Source organism: Candidatus Nitrososphaera evergladensis SR1 (assembly GCF_000730285.1).
In the GTDB taxonomy this organism is placed as follows: Archaea; Thermoproteota; Nitrososphaeria; order Nitrososphaerales; family Nitrososphaeraceae; genus Nitrososphaera; species Nitrososphaera evergladensis.
Window position 1 is genome coordinate 2,862,993 of record NZ_CP007174.1, and the last position, 19,872, is coordinate 2,882,864.

15 protein-coding genes and 1 pseudogene are annotated in these 19,872 nt (G+C 44.2%); 11 read left to right on the forward strand and 5 right to left on the reverse strand.

The window, feature by feature from the left end:
• Positions 1–124 precede the first annotated feature (124 nt).
• The 3 genes and pseudogenes from NTE_RS15685 to NTE_RS17665 all read left to right on the forward strand — a co-directional run bounded on the left by NTE_RS15685 (position 125) and on the right by NTE_RS17665 (position 3,134).
• A complete protein-coding gene (locus tag NTE_RS15685; protein WP_148701884.1) occupies positions 125–460 on the forward strand; it encodes a hypothetical protein in 336 nt (111 codons plus the stop codon).
• A gap of 365 nt (positions 461–825) precedes the next feature.
• Complete coding sequence (locus tag NTE_RS15690; RefSeq protein ID WP_226987060.1) at positions 826–2,277, forward strand: glucose/sorbosone family PQQ-dependent dehydrogenase; 1,452 nt, start codon at positions 826–828, stop codon at positions 2,275–2,277.
• Between the two features lie 295 nt (positions 2,278–2,572).
• Positions 2,573–3,134 (forward strand): annotated as a pseudogene (locus NTE_RS17665) (NADPH-dependent FMN reductase).
• A 151-nt stretch (positions 3,135–3,285) separates the two neighbouring features.
• Here NTE_RS17665 and NTE_RS15700 read toward each other — a convergent pair.
• Together NTE_RS15700 and NTE_RS15705 are read right to left on the reverse strand one after the other, a co-directional pair.
• A complete protein-coding gene (locus NTE_RS15700; protein ID WP_148701885.1) occupies positions 3,286–3,726 on the reverse strand; it encodes a universal stress protein in 441 nt (146 codons plus the stop codon).
• Between the two features lie 307 nt (positions 3,727–4,033).
• On the reverse strand, positions 4,034–4,999 hold the full coding sequence (locus tag NTE_RS15705) for a CBS domain-containing protein (protein WP_148701886.1): 966 nt from the start codon (positions 4,997–4,999) through the stop codon (positions 4,034–4,036).
• A gap of 102 nt (positions 5,000–5,101) precedes the next feature.
• Here NTE_RS15705 and NTE_RS15710 point away from each other — a divergent pair, with 102 nt between their 5' ends.
• The 3 genes from NTE_RS15710 to NTE_RS15720 all read left to right on the forward strand — a co-directional run bounded on the left by NTE_RS15710 (position 5,102) and on the right by NTE_RS15720 (position 8,693).
• Positions 5,102–5,323 carry a hypothetical protein gene (locus NTE_RS15710; RefSeq protein ID WP_148701887.1) on the forward strand — a complete coding sequence of 74 codons (222 nt, stop codon included), beginning with the start codon at positions 5,102–5,104 and terminating at the stop codon, positions 5,321–5,323.
• A 162-nt stretch (positions 5,324–5,485) separates the two neighbouring features.
• Positions 5,486–7,198 carry an SLC13 family permease gene (locus NTE_RS15715; protein ID WP_148701888.1) on the forward strand — a complete coding sequence of 571 codons (1,713 nt, stop codon included), beginning with the start codon at positions 5,486–5,488 and terminating at the stop codon, positions 7,196–7,198.
• Positions 7,199–7,484: 286 nt separating this feature from the next.
• Positions 7,485–8,693, forward strand: coding sequence for a patatin-like phospholipase family protein (locus NTE_RS15720; RefSeq protein WP_158385679.1), 1,209 nt, complete (start codon positions 7,485–7,487; stop codon positions 8,691–8,693).
• An 89-nt stretch (positions 8,694–8,782) separates the two neighbouring features.
• Here NTE_RS15720 and NTE_RS17670 read toward each other — a convergent pair whose 3' ends face one another.
• Positions 8,783–8,962: a hypothetical protein gene (locus NTE_RS17670; protein ID WP_420835314.1), complete on the reverse strand. Its 180-nt coding sequence runs from the start codon at positions 8,960–8,962 to the stop codon at positions 8,783–8,785.
• Between the two features lie 230 nt (positions 8,963–9,192).
• Here NTE_RS17670 and NTE_RS15725 point away from each other — a divergent pair, with 230 nt between their 5' ends.
• A complete protein-coding gene (locus tag NTE_RS15725; protein ID WP_148701890.1) occupies positions 9,193–9,603 on the forward strand; it encodes an ATP cone domain-containing protein in 411 nt (136 codons plus the stop codon).
• A 473-nt stretch (positions 9,604–10,076) separates the two neighbouring features.
• Positions 10,077–10,637, forward strand: a complete 561-nt coding sequence (locus NTE_RS15730; protein WP_148701891.1) for a hypothetical protein — start codon at positions 10,077–10,079, stop codon at positions 10,635–10,637.
• Between the two features lie 1,480 nt (positions 10,638–12,117).
• Here NTE_RS15730 and NTE_RS15735 read toward each other — a convergent pair.
• A complete protein-coding gene (locus tag NTE_RS15735; RefSeq protein ID WP_226987061.1) occupies positions 12,118–12,600 on the reverse strand; it encodes a cupredoxin domain-containing protein in 483 nt (160 codons plus the stop codon).
• A 482-nt stretch (positions 12,601–13,082) separates the two neighbouring features.
• Here NTE_RS15735 and NTE_RS15740 point away from each other — a divergent pair, with 482 nt between their 5' ends.
• Positions 13,083–13,565: a universal stress protein gene (locus NTE_RS15740; protein WP_158385681.1), complete on the forward strand. Its 483-nt coding sequence runs from the start codon at positions 13,083–13,085 to the stop codon at positions 13,563–13,565.
• A gap of 110 nt (positions 13,566–13,675) precedes the next feature.
• Here the strand turns inward: NTE_RS15740 and NTE_RS15745 are convergent, their stop codons facing one another.
• The gene (locus NTE_RS15745) at positions 13,676–14,632 is read right to left on the reverse strand and encodes a hypothetical protein (protein WP_148701893.1); all 957 of its coding nucleotides are present in this window, start codon (positions 14,630–14,632) and stop codon (positions 13,676–13,678) included.
• A 1,760-nt stretch (positions 14,633–16,392) separates the two neighbouring features.
• On the opposite strand from NTE_RS15745, the gene asnB reads away from it, so the two are divergent.
• Both asnB and NTE_RS15755 read left to right on the forward strand, forming a co-directional pair.
• Positions 16,393–18,390 (forward strand): asparagine synthase (glutamine-hydrolyzing), encoded by a 1,998-nt coding sequence (gene asnB / locus NTE_RS15750; RefSeq protein ID WP_148701894.1) that lies wholly within the window; start codon positions 16,393–16,395, stop codon positions 18,388–18,390.
• Positions 18,391–18,396: 6 nt separating this feature from the next.
• The gene (locus tag NTE_RS15755; RefSeq protein WP_148701895.1) at positions 18,397–18,714 is read left to right on the forward strand and encodes a hypothetical protein; all 318 of its coding nucleotides are present in this window, start codon (positions 18,397–18,399) and stop codon (positions 18,712–18,714) included.
• Positions 18,715–19,872: the final 1,158 nt, after the last annotated feature.

The following is a 19,872-nucleotide window of genomic DNA, read 5'->3' on the forward strand; positions in this document are numbered from 1 at the left end:
TATCTTTTTGATCTTATAATTTACGGCAGTCGCAGTATTACATCCAGAAGATTGATAAGTGCTGAATTTGAAAAACAATAGAGCTGTCTGTCGTCGAACAAACCACATCGATGACTGATCAAAAATGTCTGATCGAAAGGAAAAATCATCTGAAGCCAATTCAAATCAAAGAGGCACAAAGAAATTCTCAAGCGAAAACACGCTAGATGAAGGAGTTATTGCTTTTGGAGAATGGTTAATGTCTGCAGAAGATCTGAGCGCTCGATGCGGTCCACTCTCTTTAAGGAAGATGATAAACGATGATGAAATTCTATTGTTTGATGCCATGCTTAATCAAGATGTCATCGTCAAAATGATTGGTGGAGTACCTGAGTGCGGCGCATGTCATAACGATACTGAGTGCATGCATATTGGCTTTAGCATCTGTGTTGCGCAGATGAATAGGCGGAACGCAATCTAGGAGCCTGCGGGATCCTAAACGAATACAGATGTGTGTATTGTTAGATAATTCGCTATGATGGACTGTGTGTATGTGTTAACATTTTCGTGCCTTCTTTCTGAATAAGGGATCTGTTTCTGCCTCTAAGAAGAGAATCGAGTCTCGTGCGCGATTTGATTCCAAAAAGTTTCTTGTTATTGAACATACCATTATAATATGCCGTAATCTCGAAGAATATATCAAAGAATTCTGCCTATTGATATCATAATCATATTCTTCAAGCCTTAAATATCAAGAATACGGTTTTTTATGATGCAAAAATGCCGAATTCTAAATTACGAACCGGCATGGCTGTTACATTTGGGTTAATCGTCCTACTATCGCTGATGCCTACAATTCTCGGCACTTTTAGACCAACGGCGCTGGCGCAGCCTATTCCACCTCCAAGCGGAAGTAACCAGAATGCCACTGATATGCAGGCTGGCGCCGGAGAGCCCAGACTTCCAACGCAAGATGGTTTTACAATACGCGTTTTAGCATCAAATTTTAGCGCGCCATACAACATCCTCTATGGGCCAGACGGCGCCCTGTGGATTACCGAGCGTACAGGCAAAAACATCACCCGCGTTGACCCCAACAATGGATTGAGGCTAAACAGCATGTCTGTTCCAGGTGTTTACCAGTCTGCAGGCCAAGATGGCCTCATGGGCATGGCTTTTGATCCTGAATTTAATAGTACACGTCACATTTTCGTAGCTTACACATATGCGAACGAAACCGCTGAAGAGGTTGACCGCCGTACAAAGATAACGCGCTTTACATATGATTCTGGAACTGGTACGATTAAAGACCCCGTGGATCTCATTCGAGGGCTCCCTGCCAGCATTGACCACAATTCTGGTCGCATGACGTTTGGTCCCGACGGCAAGCTCTACTATACAATAGGTGATCAGGGCAACAACCAGTTCACTAGATATTGTCTTAATATTCGTGCGCAGGCGCTCCCAACTGCTGAGCAGGTTGCATCTCACGACTGGAGCACATATCAAGGTAAGGTACTAAGAATCAACCCTGATGGCTCCATACCAGAGGATAATCCCCAGATAAACGGCGTCCGCAGCCACATCTTTACTTATGGCCACCGTAATGCTCAAGGCATAGCAGTGGGTCCAGACGGCGACCTCTATGCAGTCGAACACGGCCCTAACTCTGACGACGAGTTCAACCATCTTCGGGCGGGCGGAAACTTTGGGTGGCCGTACATAGCAGGGTTCCAGGACGACAAGGCGTACAGGTACATGAATTGGTCTGCGGCGGATAATTGCCAGGACCTCTCATGGACGCAGACTGGGCCTGCTCCGGAAGGCGTGCCTGTAATGAATGAGAGTGATTTTAAGGCAGAAAACCTAGTTGAGCCGATAGCCACCTTTTACACCGTAGAGACCGGATACAATTTTACAAACCCTGCTTGTGGCGAACTTAGGTCCGTCTGCTTCCCTACAGTAGCACCTTCTAGCCTGCACATGTATTCGTTCGACAAGATTCCAGACTGGAACGGCACATTCCTGATGACAACTTTGAAGTCCGGCAGGATCTTCCACTTGGTGCTGAACGAGAATGGAACAGCGCTTGCAGGCGAACCTCAAGAGCTATTCAGATCGGAGAACCGCTACCGCGACCTTGCATTCGGTCCGGATGGACGCACGATATACGTCATCACAGACTCTTTCGGTTTTGCGCAAAACCTTGAAGGCGGCGCGACTACCAGCCTATGGACGCCTGGCGCGCTTATAGAGTTCAAGTACATAGGCCAGGGCAATGGCTCCCCGGGCAAGTAGACAGAGAGGTTGAATCTTCTCTTGAACGTCTGCAACTTACCGAAACGAATAACGTGCGCTCGAGAAATTGGATTCAATGACGACAATGATATTTATGACTCTTATCTACGTTCCCAGAACCATGCGGTCAACACTACCAACTCAATATGTGAATATTGACACTTTCTTATACTCTGCAGCACTTTAACTCCCTTGGAGCAGTTTGTGAGAAGGGTCACCTTTCAATTTACACAGGTAACAGAGAACGGCTGACAAGATTGGCACAACGGATGGATGACAGTAGGCAACAACACAAATGCTAAAGGTGGCAATAATTCTAGGAAGCACCCGCCCCGGAAGAAACGGCGAAGCTGTGGCTAAATGGGTCTATGATATTGCAAAGAAGCGTACTGATGCCGAGTTCGAGTATGTAGACATCAAAGACTACAAAATCTCCCGTTGTTGGATGAACCGATTCTGCCTTCGTAAAGGAAATACTCCAAAGACCATACCAAAGCTTGGTCGGCCAAGATTGATTCCTTTGACGCATTTGTGTTTGTGACGCTGGAATATAACCACAGAATACCTGGCGCATTAAAGAATGCCATCGACTTTCTGTTTAAGGGGTGGAACAACAAAGCCGCAGGATTTGTCGGTTATGGAAGTGCCGACAGCGTTCGCTCGACGGAGCAGTTGGGTTTGATGACGGCAGAGCTAATGGGAGCGACCGTTCGTGCTCAGGCGCAGCTTTCCCTCTTTACCGATTTTGAGAACTTTAGTGTTTTCAAGCCAGCTCCATACCAAGAAAAATCGGTTAACACTATATGCTGGACCAAGTTATTTCTTGGGCCGGTGCTATGAAGACTGTTCGGACATGACAGAAGAAAGGAGGAGCGGAAAAATTCACTAGTTTTCACAGATATTGAGGCGCATGACCGATTCTGTTCAGTCTATTTCCAATGACATCTTTTTTCAAACTATGAACCTATGACCGGTTTATAGGACGATTTTAGCGTCTGGTCACTTCCACTATCTTACAACAAGTACCGAGCACTTGGCATGATGTACAACCTTATCCGATGTGCTGCCAAGCACAATGTCCTTTAGCTTGCTGTGTCCTTTGGCTCCCATTACTATCAGGTTAAAGTTACCTTTTTCGCAAAACCCAACAATGCTTTCGCCAGGACTAGTACCTACAAGAATGACAGTCTCTATGTCCAATGCTGCCCTCTCTTTGGCAGTGGCTTTACACTCGTCAAGCAGTTTCGAAGCCTCGCTTCTGAGTTTTGCCTTTGCATCGTCTAGCACCTTTTGAGATCCTACGTTTACCGTCGGCATTGGCACAATAACATGAATGGCAGTTACTACTACTGCGCCCGTACTGGCATTACCTTTGGCAATCGACAGCGCTTGTTCCAAGGCTCTTTTTGAATAATCAGAGCCGTCAACCGGCACTAGGATCTTCGACATAGCTTCTTGTTCCAATGCGTACTATTTTATCCGATGGTCTCTCAAAAAGCAATGTCGAGGACTTTTGGGATGCTAGAGCGAGGCAGACTGTTACATATCAGAGTTGCTCAGAGATGAAATCCTAAATAAGCATGTCATAAATCCAGAGAATTTGCAAGAACAAAGATACTTCATGCACGAGGTAAAGTTATGCCAACTTTCAGTTCGTACATAGAACTCATCTGCTAAATGAAAATAATATACAAGAAAATTCGAGAAGTCACTGCCTTTCAATATTATGAATATTCTGATGGTAGAGGAGCCTATCTTATATACGCGATAGTGCCGTTACTACATCGGTCTTTGATATAATTCCAATGGGCTGGTTACGTTTTGTTTCACCTTCTAATGAATCGACAACCGGTAGCGCGCTGACGCGATGACTTGTGAGGATCTTTGCAGCTACTGCCAAATCCGCATCCTTTTCGATGGTTATAGGATCAGGCGTAAAGATGTCTCCTATCCTCACAAGAGATGGCTCTGAAAAAGCCTTAAAATTCTGCTTGGACGATGCAAAAATTGTACCAATGTATTCAGAAACAGATCTCTGCGTCTTTGATTTGAGGGCGAGAGTAACACTAGAAATATCTTTTTCAGAAAGTATTCCAAGTATGCTTTTGGCAGTATCGTTTGACGTGACGGCCAGTTGCGAAATATTCTTCTCGACCATTAATTGTGCCGCAGTTGAGATTTTCTCATCTATTGAAATTGTGACAACTGGCTGCGACATGTACTCGCCGACTGATGATAAGCCAACGCAGTTTTCAGAGTAAAACCTCGAAAGGTCAGTTGATGTCACAATTCCAGATAATATTCTGCTACTCGCTGACGATTGCGTCTCTTTGGAAAAGCCAGAGTCTTCTCTGACAATTACCAACGAGCTGATATTGTGATTATCTTTAAGAATTCTTGCGCAATTCACAACCCGTTCGTCCGCATCCGCGGTTACCAGTTTGACAGTCATTGCTTCAGAAATTTTCATTTCATAAAGGGATCTATCTGTCTTATCGTTAAGTAAAAATTTCAACATGTCCTTTACTGTCATTATCCCAATTGGAATTTTTCTAGCAATTTTTCCAGAAGAATTGGCAATGACTATTTTTTTAATTCTGTATCGCGACATTTCATTTTGCGCCCGTAACAAATTATCGTAAGGCTCCAAGGTCATGACCTGCTTGGTCATCAACTCCTTGACCGTACGTTCAAGTATATCCTTAGTCGTTTCACCTATCATTCACAATGTTGCCTCGATCCCGCGTACTGTAAAGGCCTGGTTCCTTTTATCTTCTCCTCGTCCTTTCGGACAAGATGCAGAAATCAGATATATCTCATTGGAATGCCGCGATATCTTGACCCGATAGGAAATAATTCTACAACCCGGAGTCAAGACAATGCACTGATCTGCCTTATTCCCCCTCTCCTTACCAAGTCACAGAACAACCTATCTCCGGTAAATCTTCCCATCTTTCCAGTGGGCGACGGCAAGATCCTCATAAAGAATATTGCCAAAGCCTATGACATTGGAAGCAAGCAGGAAGGGGAAGAAGCAGTAGTCTAGTCCTTAGAACACAAGTCAGTGCGTCAAAGCCCATAACAACAAGATCGGAATCGGGTTTCTGCCGACATCGGCGAATCTCTCAGTTTTATTTGTTAAACTTCACATTACGCTTGTTCGTTCCAAAGAGTCTTTAATTTCCATTCCCACGAAATGAACATGTAATTGAGTTTGGATATATTGGGAGGCCACAAGGCTTGGTTTGTCAAGAAAGAGAACATCGGCTTGATTCTTGGACCCCTGCTATTCATAGCCATTATTCTGATACCAGCGCCCCAAAGCATGGCCAAGGCAGCATCAGATAAATCACTTCCTGCGTTTGCACCACAGCTCGCGCTTGGAACCATGATTTGGATGGTCGTATGGTGGGTGACAGAATGTGCTCCGTTGGGCATTACAGGTCTAATTGCTCCTTTAGTTTTTGTAATCTCTGGCATACTAACAATACAGAACGCGGTCCAAAACTTTGCCGACCCGATCATCTGGATCTTTATCGCAGGTTTTGTCTTGGCAGCGGCATTTCAGCGCTCAGGGCTTGATACAAGAATAGCTTATTCGCTGGCTCTTTTGTACCGTGGCAGCAACCCAAGAATTGCCACCTTCTTCGTCGCTTGTCTTCCGGTGTTTCTGCTGACTATGACAGGGTCAATAACGGCTTCAACTACCATCGTTTTTCCATTTCTTGTCGCATTTATGAATATCCTGAATATTCCAGTTAGGTCCAATGACGGTAGAAATAAGGGAGGTACGGATGACGATAATGATGCTGTTGATGCATCTCTGACTTCAGGTTCCTTACCCTCTAGTAGAGGAGAGTACAAACAACAAAAAAGAAGTAATTATGCTGAAGCAAGCTTCCTCTCCCTTGGCCAAGCCGCATCTGCCGGCGCAATGCTTCTCCTAATAAGCACGGCTCCAAATCTTATCGCAAAAGCCACCGTAGAAGAGTTTGTGTCGGCGGAAGGAGGCCAGACCATTTCATTTACTGACTGGTTTGTGATAGGAACTCCTCATGCAATAATGGGTTTGCTTGTCTCATGGTTTATCATTTTTCTGATGATAAAGCCGGAGATCAAGTCCCTTCCAGCAACAAGAAGTCAGTTCAAGGCAAGGTTGAAGAGCATGGGCAAGATGCAGCGCCAAGAAAAAGCAGTACTTGCCATTCTGATAGCAGCAATGTTCCTATGGACTGTGCCGTCGTTGCTGAGATCATCATCGGAGGCGTCTGCTTCACTCGCAGGCGATAGTGGTAGTGTGTTTTCTAACCTCGTCGCAGCATTTGCAAAAAATATGACAGAAGCCGTTCCTGCGCTGATGATTATTGTGGCTGTTGCACTAGTCCGGGTGGGTAGAAACAGGCCTCCATTGCTGAAATGGGAAGAGATGACAAAGGCTGTTGACTGGAATATCGTCCTGTTGTTTGGAGGTGGCCTTGCACTTGGAATGGGAATAGAAGCAAGCGGTCTTGCGGACTGGATAGGTCTGCAGCTTTCTTCATCGTCGCTCATAGCTGGAGATCCGGCAGCCGCCGCTGCTAACAACAACGTGCCTTGGATAGTATTTGCCATAAGCGCGATCATGGCTTTTGCCATTAGCTATGCCGCCTCAAACACCGCATCAGCAGTGATAACGTGTCCCATTGCTGCCACTCTTGCAATCGGAGCAGGAGTTAACCCCGTCCCGCCTATTATTGCAGCAGGGCTAGCGTGCTCCATATCTACCGCAATTCCATCCACGACACCGCCCATGGCAATAATTTACTCATCTCGTGCTGTCCGCATTTCCGGTATGCTCAAAACGGGCATAGTGTCTGACTTTGTCAGGCTTGTACTCTTGATATTGCTTGGACCGCCATTGATAAGCCTAGTGACAAGATAGCTAGAGAGAAATGCGAAGAAGAAACTCTTAGATGAACGGAAAAGGGCTAAATGAAATGGTTCTTTCTCTCTATATAAGCGACAGAGTAACGTAAGAACATGCTAGTTCCGAGCCCAATATGGGTTTTTACAGAGACTAAAAAGTTAGCATTAATAAAAGAAGAAGATCATCATTATCACAAGATACAGCGTTTTGGAATCCATCAAAGATAGAATTGCCAGATTCTTGTATGACCAGTCGGCTGTAAATTATTATTATAATGTCGAGCAAAGGCAGTGACAGAGCCGTGTCAAAAAAAAAGTTAGAAAAGGTGCTGATACTCCAAGGCGGAGGCTCGCTGGGTGCCTTTGGTTGCGGCGTGTTTAAGGCTCTTGCAAAGAGCAAAGAGCATAAGCAGCTGGACATCGTTGCCGGCACTTCCATAGGCGGCGTAAATGCTTCAATAATTGCAGGCAGCAAAGAAGACCATCCAGAAAAAGCGCTTGAACAGTTCTGGTTAGAACTCGCTGAAGAAAATAATGTCACATGCTTGAATTCGGACCACTTTAATTCAGAGAGTTTCCTAAGCAGTGGATGGTTGACAGAGCCTGTGATGGATCCATATTACGTTGCGTTGTCAAGCCTGCTGGCTATTATGACAGACGATCCCCGGCCAAAATCTTTGCTCTCCTTTATCCGCTCAGCAGTGTTTGGGAACAACAGGATGTTTAGTCCCAGGTGGTCTCCAGACTATATCTTCAAGGATCCCCAATTCTTTACACCCAAAAAGTGGACATATCTGTATGATCTCTTGCCGCTAGAGAAGACGCTTGCTGGCTATATCGATTACAACAAGCTAAGGCCAACAGGAAATCCAAACTCTCGCCTGATAATGACGGCAACAAACGTATTGACGGCAGAGCCCATCACCTTTGACAGCTCAAAACAGCAGATTACTTCCAAGCACATACTCGCCACATCTGCGTACCCGCTGTACTATTTTCCTTGGATGGAAGTCGAGAAGGGACTCTACTGTTGGGATGGAGGGCTTTTGAGCAACACTCCCCTAAGAGAGGTCATAGACGCATCTCCGATTGTGGATAAAGAAATCTTTCTAGTTGAAAATTACCCAAAGCATATTGCCAGTCTTCCACAGAACCTGCCAGAGGCATTTCATAGGGCTCGTGACATCATTTTCAGCGACAAGACGCTGCACAACGTAAAAATGTCAAAGGTGATAACACAGTACCTTCGCTTCATCGACGAGCTATACCAGATCATTGAGGGTCACGTTGATAAGTCAAAGATGGACAAGGAAACGCTTGCAACAATTAAGAGAAAGTACAAGAGAATCAAACAAGAGCGGGGCGCCGAAATTAAGCGGGTGTACTACATATCCAGAAAGGAAAAATATCCACACGTTTACGAAAATGCAGATTTTACGATGGAAACTATTCGCACATCCATTCAAGAAGGCGAGCTAGCGGCAAAAGAAGCCTTGCAGAAAATAAAGTAAGAACGATGTCGACTATTAATTGCGGTGCTAAAATATCCAAAGACATTTTTCCTACTTTATCCATAATTCTTCAAAGACTTTTTAGTAGATTATTTACTAGTTAACACAGCTTCTCTTCTTTGTCTAGTTCCTATTTCATGAGCATCGGAGACATCCTTGACAAATATCATCCCATGTGCGTCACGTCCAGCATGCTGGCCAAGACTATTTGATACATCTTCAACAATCTGATTCACTGAGGAGTCAGATACAATTGTTTCAGCCTTTATCCTCTTTACATATTATGGAGTAATTGCTCTACCGGTCATGTATGCCCGTACCATTTCTGATACGGCCTCCCGTTTTGATCTACCTGCGCCATTTACTTCATAGAAGATCTATTCGCCGTTATGATGCAGATAATGCGTACAAAACCGAGAGAGGTAAAAATGAATGTGATGAAGACGTAGTTTTTGTGTAGATATTCATAAAAAATAGTCTTGATAATATAATTGCACATATGTCGTTCAAGAAGACCACACGTAGCAACAGAATAACGGTAAAAAAGCGGAGCGGCCGTCTAGAACCGTTTGACAGCAGGAAGATGGCCAGAGCTACGAGTAGAGCAGGTGTGCCTTACTCCATCGCCCTAGAGATAGCCAAACGGATAAAAAACAGTAAATCACTCTCTGAGAGAAGTCAGGTTAGTTCCACTACATTGCGCAAGATGGTGGCCGAAGAGCTGATCAAGCACAACCATGATACTGTTGCCAAGTCATACCTGGGATATAAGAAAATTGAGGGTGCAAGAAAAGAAAAGTTTGCCAGAAGTCTCAGACATAGGTCAAAGGTCGGAAAGTCAATTAAGACCCATACAAAGCAGGCAGTCAAGGACAAAGACATTTCTGGTGGCAGATCTACGCGGCAATAAAAAGAACCGAGGGTAAGCAGCAAGTCTATGGCATATACGCGCTTTCGCCACGTGCATAAGGAGAAACCGACCGCAGAATAGGAGGCGACCCTGTTCGGCTACAGTCCGCCCTTAGGATTGAAGGGAGTTTCTTACAAACCTTCGTCAGCCCTCACACTCAGGTTAAGAAGGGTGACTATGCGGAATACTGGTCGATATGAACGCTGCGGAAGGGGCGCAGCACGGACTTATTTTTAGCATTTTGTATTGTAATGATTCTTCTTGACCTGAAGAATCATATAGTCGGCATGCTTTAAGACTCGTAGGCTCTTGCAGACAATCCTGAGAACCGTGCCAGTGGTATGATACTCGCAATCTTTCGTCAGATATGTTAGGTAGGCATCCGTGGTTAGGCAGATATCGCTTTAACTTAAGGAAGAAATCCTACCAAGGAAAAAGCTGCATTAAATACTCTCTTTACACATTATGATATTATGACTTCAGGTCAATATTTCAACAAAGGAGTAAAGGCGCTTGATTCGCCTCACGTCGGACACGTGGTAAGAGAGACGGACGACAAGATAGTAGTGTTTGGAGGCGGTGATGACAGATACGATATTCCAAAATCAGAAATCAAGTTTACTAGCGGCAATGTGCTGATTGATCTACCAATGTATGAAATTGCAAAAAAGTACAGAGTCAGCAGAGAAGAGCCGCTTCCAACTGGGAAGGCAACTAAAGACCCGTGGACACGGCCGGAAAACGTAGACCTGGCCTCATATGAGAGAGAGTATCCAAAATCACTTTTCAATAAGGGAGTAAGAACAAACAATGCAGATCATGTCGGGCATGTTGTAAAGGAAACGGATGACAAGATAGTAGTGTTTGGCCACTTTGATTATAGGTTTGACATTCCAAAATCAGAGATCGTCGCAGCTGGCAGAAATGTTATAGTCAAGCCAGATTTTCCTGAAATACTGAAGTATAGAGTAGACAGAAATGCTCCTCTACCGACAGGCGAGCCAATTGACAAGTTGGCTGAAGAGGAAGTGTAATGGTTCACTTCTCTTCTTTTAGTTACACTAGTCTCTATCAAATAGCTATCCTTTTTCAGTCAATAATCAGTTTAAATGATTTCTTTAGAAAATTGCATGCACGGACACACCAATAAATCCGATCTAGTCCGTCCACAAGTAAATCATAATAGTAAATGCGGACATGGGAAAAATCATCATTCGTTTTTTTGATATTTTTCTTTTGCTTGTAATGTGGTGCTCTCTCGTCGCCGGCGATAGAGTTAATTCTAAAATATGGCCAAGGATCTACAAAAGAGAAGAAGTGGATGATAAAAGAAGGCATGGAAGCGTGGCAATACAGCGAAAACCGTAGAAGAATAATCGTCTGGTTGAAATAATGTACGATTTCTTGAAATATGTCAGGCGGAGGTCGCCGCACAGAAGGTGCTATTGGCTAATATTAGAGATGTCGTGTTGGAGATTGCTCAGGCATGAAAAAAATGCTGGCTCGCAATTTTAATACAATCATAAAGTTTTACCTTATTTGGTCTACCTCTACCCATTGTGATCGTGATTAGACGGTGAGCAGGGGTAGACTTGCTTTGGAGTATGCCGATTTTTTACTTGCTCAGACACGGCTATGGTGGTTGTGCCTGATAGTACTCGATCATAACAGAATTGTCTAAGTTTTGCTCATTTACCGATAAGTGTACACTGTAACCATTAGCAACCGCCAGTTGCCAGTATTTGGTATTACTAACTTGATCTGTGAATATGAGATATGCAGGGCGTTGTCAATTTGCTTCTCGGGCTTTCAGGAGCCATGGTCGTTCCTGAGTTTCAGTTCGCAGTCTGATTATTGGTGCTATCTCTATGGCCGCGGTCATCGTTGTGTATAAAAAGTTGAATTGGATAGTACCAACGTCACGGTAGGCTGCTTTTCGCTTTAGCACAGGATCTTTGTATTAGAGGTCACCTACCCGCATCTATGCGAATCCCTCTGGGCTCGTACTTTTTCGGTTCGAAATCTTTGTCCATTATCCTTATTATTGGATGAAATATGTCGCTGATTGTCTAATATGAGTATGCATGGCCTTTTTCTAAAGTCTTCCATAACTAGTGGCAGCCAATTCTAGATGCTTTAGAATCAGAACAAATCTCACCAAAACTGAAACCGTGCCCAAGAAATTACATCACAACATCAATGGTGGGCACAATCGAGAATATGCGACCTACTGGACGCCGGAGGGCACCATGTGTTTTTTGTGCTCGATAATAATAATATGACTTTCTAAATATGTCTTGTTTGCAAAACGCAAATGACATACCTCGCATTCAAAACCTTCAAGCTTTTCTTTCCTTGATTTTTCCATTACCGAGTACGTCATATCCCTTTCCGAGCCTTGAGTTTAACTTAACTATGTTAGCCCGTTCTGCAACGAACGTGTGCTGTATAGGCATCGTGCTTTAATGTGGTACCTACTACATACGAGGGCAAAGAATACATCACAAGATGCCGCTAATCATGCTCGGCTAAAACCGTAACCGTGCCTTTCATCCAAGGATGCGGTATGCAGTGATAATGATAGACTCCAGCCTCTGTAAAAGTAAAATTGTATGTTTGTCCAGACGGCATCAGTCCGATGGTGGCTGTAGAATCGAATTTTCCGCTTATCTTGTCTACATAGTCATTGTCACTGGTTACGCTGTGATACGTGTTGTCGTTGTTTTTCCATATGACTTTGTTGTTAGCGCCTAGACTAACACGAACATCGCTTGGAAAGAAGTTTTGCGCTTGAGACTCTAGCGAAGAACCCGGCAAAATCCCAACATTAGTAATGCTTGGAGGATTCAAAATGTCTTGAGAGACCTGGGGCTTTTTATTTATCGCAGGGATGTAGTAGAATTGATAGTAAGCCAGACTGGCAGATACTGCCACTACAAATGCCATGATAGATATGCCTGCCGCCATCCTTTTTTGGTTTTTCTTCAAGAAAGCCATATACTGCAATCACCATGATTCGTAATGATGCAAGCCGTCAGGTTTCCTTTAAAATTTCTTGAAGATAGCCATCTTAAACGTTGTTGTGGATCTCCCTGAGAAGCAAAGAAACATTCTTTTTGGTTTTCCTCTTTGCCTTTCCAATATGATGACACGGATGAGAAGTAGATGTAGCAGAAGAATGAGAGCATCGATGCTACATTCTTCTTACCAAAAGGGCGCGAAGCTTCTACTAAATGTAAACACCGAAGAGAATCCATGAAGCTGTGAGTTCAACTCCTTATGCAGCATATGTGTGTATAAAGATCCATTTCATTGTTGATAACACTTTTGCTGAGGTAGAAAAAAGCGGACTTCAGCACTACCTTCTCAGCCATTATTGTTAGATAATCTATCATATTTCATTTCTCGTTTTCTTCTATTTTTAACCCTTCGAGTTCCTTTTGAATTAGAACCGCGTAGTAAAATGACAGATGAGGTATATGGAGACTAAGAAGAATGAGATTCAAAGAATACTAGTTCCGATTGACGGCTCTGAACCTGCCTTTGATGCTGCTTCACTTGCCATTACAATCGCAAGAAGGTTTGATGGAGCGCAATTGTACCTTTTGCATGTCGTACACATAGATCAGATTCTCCGTGCCTTAGGCATACATTCCACATCTGAATCATACTCCAAAGTAGTTGATGAACAGGTAACAAAAGCAAGAAAGGAGGCGGACAAATGGTTTGAAAGAATCAGCAAGGAAGCAGAGGCGCAAGAGGGTATGAAAATAACGAACATTGACGTCAAAGGTACGTCCCTTTCCATTGCCGGAGAAATTGTTGATTACGCAGAAAAGAACAACATTGACCTAATAGTCATTGGTACACGTGGGCTTGGTGGATTTACAAAGCTGCTTATGGGAAGCGTTGCCACAGGAGTTGTAAATTATGCTCCTTGCTCGGTACTTACTGTTCGATGACGCAGGCTCTACGTTTGTGTTTGTGTATGCATATGTGTATGTGGTCAACCGATTGAGAATACTGAGAGGAAAGGGGGAGGAGGTAAGGAGCATAGGCAGGGCCCTTAACTCTACTGCTCCTTCGGGCTACCACCATTACCAGCAGCGCTGCCGCCATCACCGCCACTATTCTTAGCATTCATCCTAAACCTGCCGTAAAGAACAGCTGCGGCAAGTGCAGGAAGCGATATTAGGAGCGGTATCGGAAATTCTGGCACTACTTGCAGGTTGTATGCTGTCATCAGGTTGGGGTGAATCTGCAAATGCGCAATTGACATAATGTCCATCGCAGACGCTTTGCTTTCTATTGCACTGAGAAAAGCTGGGAAGGACTTGTCAAGTTTCTCTACAGAGTTTCCGGATCCTCCATCAGTGGCTTGCGGTTTGATTTGTTGGTATAGGCCCCATGCCTTTTGTGCAAACGCCTTGGCGCTCTGGTAGTTAGCTTCGCTTACTATGACGGCTTTGCTCATGCTCATGCCGCTACTACCACTACTACTACTAATGTTACTACTGTTCATGCCTTGCGTGCTGCCGCTATTACTACTGCTACCGGTATTCATACTCATACTACTGCTTGTTGTGCTACTCTCGTTTCCTGACATGCTGCTGGTCATGCCGGCCATGCTTGACATGTCAGTCATGTTGCCTTCGTATCCAATCGCTTCGCCATAATGCTCAAGCGCTTCATTTACCAGATTTGCTACTATGACTGCCTGAACGGTAGAGTTGGTCAGCTGAGATTTTTCAATGCGCACTTGCACTGTTTCATCTAGCAGATCACTTATTGTCTTCACATCCTGCTCTATCTGGCTTGCACTAACACCGGAGCTTATAGACATTCTTAGTTGTTCAATGGACGCAGGAAGATCCGTTGCAAGCCTCTGGTTTCTCTCTGCTATTTCTTTTAGCGTTGAATTGGTCAATGCTTCACTGGCATGTTCAATATGATCTATTGCAATGTCCTTGTCAGCGGAGCCAGTATTGTTGCCAGCAAGTGCGGTTTCCGTCTTTATCACCTGGACCATAGTTAGGAATTCCGCACTTTCCCCTCCTTGAAATGTGTGGGCGTAAGCGACGTTGAAAGGCCCGATAACTATAGTTGCACTAGATAAAATCAGCATCAGACAACACGCAATGACAGCAATAACTGCACCAGTATTTGTACTCAAAGAAAAAACACTTTTCCTCTTCCTCTTACCCGCACAAAAGACGATAGGTATTGTCAAATTAAAGTATTATAGTACAATCTTCGAACAAGGCGGCCCTTGGAAGGCCATAATTGGAGATATTACCTTGCAAGAGCAACACCTGTATGATTATAGCAGCATTAGCTTTCTCCCTCGCACACATTGTGGGAATAGCAACCATAAGTATGCTTCCAAGTTTCAGGTTTGAAGGTAATAATGATAATCACATCACCTTCTTTTCTTCTTCAAATCAGCATATTCGAAAATTCGAATGGCATTATACATCTTTACCTGGGATACTCGCTGGCGTAGATGTTCGACTGATTCTAGTAATTCTTGCTACCTTGCTAGGTAGATGTAAATTGCGCGATCTTGTTCTCAATCGATTTCCACAGCAAGGACAGAGCCTGCCTTCGTATTTGAGAAATGCTTCGCACATGGTACATCTTTTTGAGCCATTGGCATAATACTTTCTGCAGAGATCTGCCTCGTATTGTTTGCATAGGTTTTTGCAAGGTCCGCCAGTACCTGCTTCTTCTATTCTCTATGTACAGAGAATTCTTTTATAATATTCACGTTTACTATGAATTGGCGGTTTCAACAACATAGCAGCCTCTCCGCCGGACAAAATCCATTGAGCTTGGGTTCTATCACGCCCGGCGGAGTATTGAATCGAGTCTATTTCCTTTTGCGTCTGTTTGCTATGTACACAAGAATCTTTTATTTTGGATTTTGTAATTTCGATTCACACACAGACAACTTTGTGTATCCTCCCTGCCGGTTGTTCTTCTCCCTTGGCTTGGGTTTATCACACAGCCGGCGGGGTTTCAAATCAGTGTGTTCTTTTGCATGTATTTGTCACGTACATACGATGATTTTATCAAAGCAAGGGTCATTAATCATTATTTACACTCTCGTCTAGTCGTGGCAGAGGCTTCGCTGGTTGTTTTCTCTTAGGCTTGGGGTAAATGCATATACGTCCGGCGGGGCCATCTTGTGCCTTTGTTGATAGGTTCACGATTAGAACGTAATGTAATTAACGCGACTTGATAGCAGCAAAAATGCCAATCCTGTATGTGTAAGAAGAATAGCAAGTACTGAACCTCGAATCGGAAATAATTCGGTTGTTGGCTGTCCGAATGCGGTCTGCAAAGTAGCATAGGCAGAGTGAGTTTGCCGTCTCTCCCTCCCTCTCTCCAGCTAGCGATGCAATACCTCCAGCAATAAGTGCTACTTTGGCTTTAGCAAAAATTCACCAAGTTCGTGAAGCTATCCTGAGAACTTGTTATAAAACCTCCTTATTAACATCTTCGAGAGTCTATAATGGAGATATTCCATAACAGAATATAACATGATTTTTACATCTATGTCAGACCGGATTAAGAAGTTTTGGCTTGTACAAAAATAGTACATATATTTGAATACAATAGTTTTTAAGTAATAAGACACATGTGCAATCAGTTCGAAAGGAAAAAGCCAGGATATATGTGGGCAGCCACAGATTCGCTGCACTGCTGCGTATCTCTCTATGTCCCTGGCCTCGAGCCGAGAAAAAGAACGTACGAAAAACATCTGTTGGGGTGAATATAAGCAAGAAAATGTGTGGAATAGCCGGAGTACTTGGAAAAAGTGAAAATAAGAAACAGAAGAAAACCAATGTCGTCCCTCTGGTCAAGTCAATGTTGTCATGTATGGTTCACCGGGGACCTGATGGTGCAGGAATAGCAGCAGATGATGAAGTAATAATAAATACAAACTCGATAGCGAGTCTCGCTGCTTACAAGATAAGGGCCAGTAGCAGCGTAGTTGGCCACAATAGACTTGCAATCGTTGGAGGCACTACCTGTGGCTCGCAGCCCTTTGTAAGCTGTGATAAAAGACTCGTGCTTGAGCATAATGGAGAGATATACAACTACAAACTTCTTCGAAAGAAACTTGAAAACTGCCACAACTTTAAAACGCTCACAGATAGCGAGGTAATCGTCCATCTTTTGGAGGATAATTTGAAGACGATCGAAGAGCAGAGTGAAGAAAAAGAAAGAGAAAGACGAGAGAAAAAAACATCGGAGAAGGAGGAAAATAGTAAAGCGAAAATACTTGAATTAGAAGCGACAGCATCAGAAGAAGCGGGCGCAATTCTCTTGAAGGCAATTCAGAAGACTATTGCCGAGCTTGACGGCGTGTACGCCCTTGTAATCAGAGACACAAAGACTGGCTACACTGCACTCGTGAGGGACAGACTGGGCGTGCGGCAGCTATATTACGCGCAGACTGACAAGTTTCTGGCATTTGCGTCAGAGCTGAAGGCACTGTGGAAGATAGGCATCAATGAACAGATTGAAAGAGTGATGCCCTGCACTGCCGTAATGATTTCCCCAGGTTGCGAAAAAATAGAGACTCACGCGGTTGCAAGTATCATGTCCGATATTGTTCTCGTAGCCGCTGATGACAATAGACGATGGAAAGAACGACGAAAGAAAAAGAAGGTGGGAGGAGGACGGCGAAGTAATGATAATAACAATAACTATTGGAAGCCACGCTATTACCGTACAATGCGCAAGTCTCTCAGAGAGTATCGCTTGGCACTCTTAAAATCAATGCAAAAGCGCACGCAAGACTTTGAAAGGATTGGCATTATTTTCTCCGGAGGCATTGACAGCGTCATGATTGCACACCTTGCAAAGCAAATGGTCCCTAACATCATCTGCTACACCGGTGGAATCAAGGGCTCTAGCGACATCGAATATGCCCGCCAAATAGCAAAGGAGCTGGACTTGGATCTTCGGGTAAATGAAATGACGCGGCAAGACATTGAAGAACTTGTGCCAGAGATCATAACTGTCATCGAGGATAACAATGCAGGCCAGGTGGAGGTGGCCTTGCCTGTGTATGCGGCCGTAGAACTCGCACATAAGGATGGCATAAGGGTGATGCTATCCGGCCAAGCAGCGGATGAGCTGTTTGGAGGCTACCCGTGGTACGCAAAGGTGGTAGAGCGAGAAGGCTATGACAAGCTACGCGAGCACATGACAGAAGACCTGTTTCTTTTGTACAAAGAAACACTGGAGCGCGAGGACAAGATTACGATGGCTCACAGCGTTGAACTGCGAGTGCCTTTTCTGGATCCTGAGGTTGTGAATGTGGCAATGAGGATCAATCCTTGCTTCAATGTAAAGGGCGGTGACGATATATTTGGCAAGCATGTGCACAGAGAACTTGCAGTAGCCATGGGCATACCGCGGAATATTGCATATCGAGTCAAAGAAGCAGCTCAACATGGCTCTGGAACCCACGGTGCGCTTGATGCTATAGCCAGACGCAGTGGATTTGCTTCTTCTGATGTTCCGGATTCATATCTTGAAGAACTGCGCGGCAGGGAAAGGATTGGCAGCTCACAAAGGTATGGCTACTTATTTGGAAACAAAAGAAGTTGGGTAGCGGAGCCACATGTCCAGATGTATCTGGACAAGATGGCAAGAACTGTGCTGCCAAACTTTGATACTCTCGTTCGGTCGTCAGTATCGTCATCATCAATGACGCCGCTGGCGCTTGTTAAGGAGAAAGCAGGAAGCAGGAATTCTGCAAAGTTTCCATAGTGATGATTGCCTTGGTGTGACGGTGATGGAGCAGGCGGTCCTGATGACGATGAAGATGACATAAATGATGACCTTTTCCTTCTTATCATCATCCCCCTTCTAACCCCTCCCTCGGCAGATGAATGCAGGATTCACCATTATATTGTCATCGTCGAAAGAGATATGTCTGACAGAAGAACGAAATTTTTAAAACCCTTTGCCCTATTGTTTCATGCAGCGATGAGTCTTTCGTCAAAGGCGATTATCGCAAGTCTTGGAATAATAGTCGTATTGGCAGTAATGTTCTATTGGCAATTCCTCGCCTCTGGTGCCGCATCGCAGTAGCACAATGACGACAGCACAAATCTAATTATGTATATCTCTTTCTAAGAGCTAAGATATATACCGACACAAGCTGGTTTACTAGCACAAAGTGGAGGAGGTAGTGGCCTGTCGACCTTTAGTTAATAATAGGTTCTGTGACACTTTGCCAACAGTCGATGCAAAAGTCTCCTTCAGCTTGGAATATCTGAGCTTCCTTTCCACAGCTATTACATTTCATTTCTGATTCGAGGATTTGCATATGCTTAATCAAGGCGCATCATACGAATTTCGCATTTAACACTACATGTTTCTAATGCAATCGTGTGTAATTATTAGCACGATTTAGAACCTAGGTAATTGGTGATAATCGTAATCGTGGATAATTAAGTGGACAAGCATTTCGTAGATGCCAATCCACGTTGCAGGAATTGGTGTGTGTATTTACGACTTCTTGGTCTATCTGGTTTCTGGAGCCGAGTAGGTTCTCTACTTTGTCATTGCTCTAAGCGAAGGTCTAACAGCAAACACTTGCGCCAGAGCAGGAAAAGGCATGACGACGGCGACGTTTCACCATATGAGCATTTACCACAATAACAAGGTCGTCGAGATGTCGAGGCTAGGAACGCAACTTTAACTTTGCCATCATCAGCCGCGCTATCCCATCATCATCATTATTATTGTCCTGCTCTGGCTCTTTGCCCTATACGCGTTAGTATAAAGCCATTCCTGTTTTCCGGTGGATTATATAGAAAGTAAAGCTAGAAGAATTGTTTCATTGGATAATAGTTGTGTTAGAACAGGCAACACCGACATCACGACCAGCTACTGTGACTCATGCTTGGGACGGCGTGAGTATGCAACTCAATTTGAGCATATTTGTTGGGAGCTTGAGCAGGCAGATGTCGCGCCAAGCCGTACCCCCATGTGCCCTGTCATGACGCCAGAAGTTATCCTAGGAACTTTATAAAAAATCTGGAGAGTTCTTAGATTATTTCGTTGCTGAGAAAGTAGTTACGAGAATACTGGCCCATCTCGGTCAACTCGAGTCACATATGCCGATATGAACGAAGCGGACAGAGATGGGCCAATGGCAAGTGGGTAGCTATGCCACATCCTTCAATCATGTGACTTTCATTAAAGCACGAGGTGTACAGTGCATGGCTTATTTGACTCGGTTCA

Coding starts and splice junctions, on each gene's coding strand:
- NTE_RS15685 (WP_148701884.1), top strand. CDS start 125: ATGTCTGATCGAAAGGAAAAATCATCTGAAGCCAATTCAAATCAAAGA.
- NTE_RS15690 (WP_226987060.1), top strand. CDS start 826: ATGCCTACAATTCTCGGCACTTTTAGACCAACGGCGCTGGCGCAGCCT.
- NTE_RS15700 (WP_148701885.1), bottom strand. CDS start 3,726: ATGTCGAAGATCCTAGTGCCGGTTGACGGCTCTGATTATTCAAAAAGA.
- NTE_RS15705 (WP_148701886.1), bottom strand. CDS start 4,999: ATGATAGGTGAAACGACTAAGGATATACTTGAACGTACGGTCAAGGAG.
- NTE_RS15710 (WP_148701887.1), top strand. CDS start 5,102: ATGCCGCGATATCTTGACCCGATAGGAAATAATTCTACAACCCGGAGT.
- NTE_RS15725 (WP_148701890.1), top strand. CDS start 9,193: ATGTCGTTCAAGAAGACCACACGTAGCAACAGAATAACGGTAAAAAAG.
- NTE_RS15730 (WP_148701891.1), top strand. CDS start 10,077: ATGACTTCAGGTCAATATTTCAACAAAGGAGTAAAGGCGCTTGATTCG.
- NTE_RS15735 (WP_226987061.1), bottom strand. CDS start 12,600: ATGGCTTTCTTGAAGAAAAACCAAAAAAGGATGGCGGCAGGCATATCT.
- NTE_RS15740 (WP_158385681.1), top strand. CDS start 13,083: ATGGAGACTAAGAAGAATGAGATTCAAAGAATACTAGTTCCGATTGAC.
- NTE_RS15745 (WP_148701893.1), bottom strand. CDS start 14,632: ATGGTCCAGGTGATAAAGACGGAAACCGCACTTGCTGGCAACAATACT.
- asnB (WP_148701894.1), top strand. CDS start 16,393: ATGTGTGGAATAGCCGGAGTACTTGGAAAAAGTGAAAATAAGAAACAG.